We start from the raw sequence: 3,554 nt of genomic DNA on the forward strand, positions 1-3,554 counted from the left end.
AAAGCAGTTCCCAGAAATGGGAGTCTATATTATCGAAATCTTTAGAAGAAAAAACTAAATTCTTAAATAAGATTTGCCATATCAATAAACGAGATGCCCTTGTACTAGAAGAGAGGCTCTTTGATGGATTAAGCTTTAGCTTAGTTAAAGAGATATTTGTCTTAGTTGAGGAGGTCATCTCTGCTAATGGTTTTGACCCAAGTTTTAAACCTCTTATCTTCGATCGATTATTACAGATCATCGATATCGAAGAGTTATATCCTGAAGAATATGATGACTCTGATAGTAATATTATACATGGCGAAGGATATCATGTTTACAGTGCTAGTTATGAGGATTTAAAGCGATTAACAACATTCATTTCCGATCACCCTGAGATTCATTCTCTTTGTGATCTTGGTTCAGGCTCAGGACGTGCTCTGTTCTATATGGCCTTGATGAGTTCGCCTAAAATCAAATTCCATGGGTTAGAACTCGTCAAAGAAAGAGTTGATTTTACCAATAATATTGTGAACCATTTTGCTATTCCAAATTTATCATTCCAAACTAGTAATTTTTTAGATACGCCAGAGGATCTTGAAGGTTACGATGCTTATTACTTATTCGATCCTGTCGGTACTGATGACGTTCCAAGATTGATTGCAAGTTTTGAAAAGATGATTAAAGAAGGAAAGAAGTTCTATATGCTCTTTATCTCCGGTTGGGATGATCTTATGCTAAATGCACTTGATTCATTAGATGGCCTAGAGAAGCTTGATTCCTTCGATAGTCAAAAACAGGATGATCGCTTTGTGAATTTTTATAAGGTTACTCAATAAAGAATAACGGCCTTTTAAAAAATCCCCATCTCGCATCTACAAAGGCCTTCGATTTATATGGCCTATAGTCAGTTGGGATGAAAATCTTAATAGAGTACTTATAAGTTCCACTTGGGGCCTTGCGGTCTTTGTATAATTTTAGGTATTCAACATCATCAACAATGACAAATCTTAAACTCATCCCTTTGACTTCTTTTCCTCTTTCATCTTTATAAGTTGCGGTTGTTATTCCATACTTATTCGTTGTGAAGCTAATAGTGTTGATCTCACCATCGTCAAAAGCAAGATTGATTTCTTTGTTCTTAATCATATTAAGAAAATCAGAATTCGCTTGAGCGCTAAAACATAATAGTACTAGTAGAATTAACTTTTTCATTAGGCCTCCCTTTATTCTCTTATATGTCGTAAGAAATTGAGAAGGCAACGCTTTGAACTACAGTGGTAAAGAAATCCTCTTTGAAAATGAATGGTCTTCATTCAAAATGGGCTAGTCTTCGTAATGGCCGGGGGTAAATAATTGAAAATTCATTACAAATGGAAGCTCGGGCGGCGATTGATCCTCTTCGACGATTTGTTTAAAGTCATCAAAGAAACTAAGATAACGAGCAATGATCTTTTCTTTGGCTTCTTTTGATGTTGTAAAAACAATAGAGCCAAAGGCATCGTGGGCAGATTTTCTTTCTTGTTTTTTCAAAGCAAGGGCCGTCCAATAGTGACGAACTCTTCTCATGGCCTGAGCATCACCACGATCACTCAGTTTGAATTTTCCTGCATGATATTTTCCATTGTCTTTGATGAGTAGTCCTACTTCCTCTGAAAGTTTGAGTAGTTCATTAACTTCTTTAATAGGGATACCTGTGATTTCACTTAGCCAGCTATCTCTATGGCCACTAAGAGACTTATACTCAGGAAGTTCAAGGCATATGAGAATTAAGCCCAGAGCGGGGTTTTCATGATAACTTTTTACAATAAGATCTGAACGTTCTTTTTCTTCTGCCAATGAAGGAATCGGCTTTCCATCAGTAAGTTCGTGAATAAGTGCAAAGGCCTCCATTTGATCGAAAGAAAAGAGAATTTGTAAAATGCTATCTAGAGTAGGGCTAGTTTCAGAATTCATGATTCTTCTGAGTTTGCTTTCACTGATATTTACTTTCTTTGAGACTTTCGCAATAGACTGTCCTGCAAAGAGATAATTTAGAAAGTTGTGGATGCTATTTGTGACATTTTCATAGCGATAGTAGCTATAGAAGAGTTTGTTAATATCAAGTTTTAGAGCTTTAGAGATATTGAGAAAGTCATTCCATTCAACTCTTGTATGACCTTTTTCCCAACGGTGAACTTGATTTGAACTCGAATTTAGCTTTCTATTGAGTTGCTCTTGAGAAAGCTCTGCTCTCATGGCCCTGATAATTTCACTTGCTATCTTTTTGTAATCCATACTTAATTATTAATGAGTGTTTCAAAAAAGTCATCAATTTAAATCCTTTACCAATGCCCTTTGAGAAGTTATCGTAAAGTTATAAATAGGGCCATGCATAGCAACCATGTTCGTATTCATCAAAGGAACGCTAGTATGACTCTCTCTCAAGAAACAATTCTCAATTCTTTTTTATCTGATAATCTGATTAATTATGATGAACTCGAATCGAAAACGATTGCTGAAGTTTACATTCTTTCTGCTTTTTTAAAGACCGCTTGTGATTATCTTAAAGAGCAGTTGTGGTTAATAAAGAATGAAACTCATGAGAATCACGATACGGTTAGTTCTTTTTATACTACTGCTTTTCAAGAAGATTTAAAAACTCTCAACTTTTTAAAAGATATCCTTATCTCTAATAAGGGAAGTTATAAGAAGACTCGTAAAAAAGCTCTAACGATGGAGCATAATGCTTTAAATTATATTGCCAAGGAGCCGCGTACTCAACGTAAGACCTTCTTAATTAAAGCACTTGAGGAAATGTCCCAATTCTATAATGTAGAAGAAAGAGCACAAGAGGGACGCCTGCAATCTCTTGGACATAACGGACCAAGGCTCTATCGAACTTTTGATAATATCGATGATCTCTTTAATCTTAACTATACAAAAGAATTAGATATTGAATTTGATCCAAATGAGAAAGAGAGACTCTATGCTGGTGCAGGAGTTGGTGTTCAATCAGGTTATTCGACGATTCTTTTGGCCTTGGAGAATCTTAACCTTAGTGAAGGGGATAGGATCATTGATCTCGGTTCAGGTTATGGAAGAGTAGGACTGGTCTACTCTTTATTAAGACCCGATTTAGAAATTATTGGTTATGAATTTGTCTCTGAGCGAGTTGATATTGCCAATGAAGCTAAGAATGATTTAAACCTTAGCGACTCTCTCGCTTTCTACGCTCAAGATCTTTCTTTGGATTCATTTGAGCTCCCAATTGCCGAAGTCTATTATCTCTATGACCCATTCACAGCAGAGACTTACGAGTATATTCTCAATCAGATTGTTGAGGTGAGTAAGAAGCAGAAGGTGACGATTGTCACTAAAGGAAATGCACGAGAGAAGTTAGTCGCGGTTTCTCGTAAAAATGGCTGGCCCGAGCCTCTTCTTATAGATGAAAGTAATCTTTGTATATTTACTTCAGCTTAATTTTTACCATAAAGAAAACTTGTTTTGTAAAACCTTAGACTTTTTGATATCTCCTTGGTAGATAAAATTAAATTTCGGAGGTTTTATGAGAAAGTTCTTAGTTCTTGGACTCA

At 35.8% G+C, this 3,554-nt stretch carries 4 protein-coding genes; 2 read left to right on the forward strand and 2 right to left on the reverse strand.

Annotated features, from left to right (window positions below; translation table 11 throughout):
* Positions 1-818 (forward strand): methyltransferase domain-containing protein (locus M901_RS03065; protein WP_021276709.1); only part of this gene is annotated, 818 nt, incomplete at its 5' end.
* Here M901_RS03065 and M901_RS03070 read toward each other — a convergent pair.
* Together M901_RS03070 and M901_RS03075 are read right to left on the reverse strand one after the other, a co-directional pair.
* Positions 808-1,194: a hypothetical protein gene (locus M901_RS03070; protein WP_021276710.1), complete on the reverse strand. Its 387-nt coding sequence runs from the start codon at positions 1,192-1,194 to the stop codon at positions 808-810. The two genes, M901_RS03065 and M901_RS03070, sit on opposite strands and share 11 nt — an antisense overlap.
* Before the next feature lie 111 nt (positions 1,195-1,305).
* A complete protein-coding gene (locus M901_RS03075; RefSeq protein WP_021276708.1) occupies positions 1,306-2,256 on the reverse strand; it encodes a DUF4423 domain-containing protein in 951 nt (316 codons plus the stop codon).
* 93 nt (positions 2,257-2,349) lie between these two features.
* Between M901_RS03075 and M901_RS03080 the strand changes: the two genes are divergently transcribed.
* On the forward strand, positions 2,350-3,441 hold the full coding sequence (locus M901_RS03080; RefSeq protein WP_198295331.1) for a methyltransferase: 1,092 nt from the start codon (positions 2,350-2,352) through the stop codon (positions 3,439-3,441).
* The last annotated feature ends 113 nt before the right edge of the window (positions 3,442-3,554 follow it).

The sequence above is a fragment of the Bacteriovorax sp. DB6_IX genome, from assembly GCF_000447775.1.
In the GTDB taxonomy this organism is placed as follows: Bacteria; Bdellovibrionota; Bacteriovoracia; order Bacteriovoracales; family Bacteriovoracaceae; genus Halobacteriovorax_A.

What these genes read in the sequence shown, in the direction of transcription:
- M901_RS03070 (WP_021276710.1), bottom strand. Translation starts at nt 1,194, where the DNA reads ATGAAAAAGTTAATTCTACTAGTACTATTATGTTTTAGCGCTCAAGCG.
- M901_RS03075 (WP_021276708.1), bottom strand. Translation starts at nt 2,256, where the DNA reads ATGGATTACAAAAAGATAGCAAGTGAAATTATCAGGGCCATGAGAGCA.
- M901_RS03080 (WP_198295331.1), top strand. Translation starts at nt 2,350, where the DNA reads ATGCATAGCAACCATGTTCGTATTCATCAAAGGAACGCTAGTATGACT.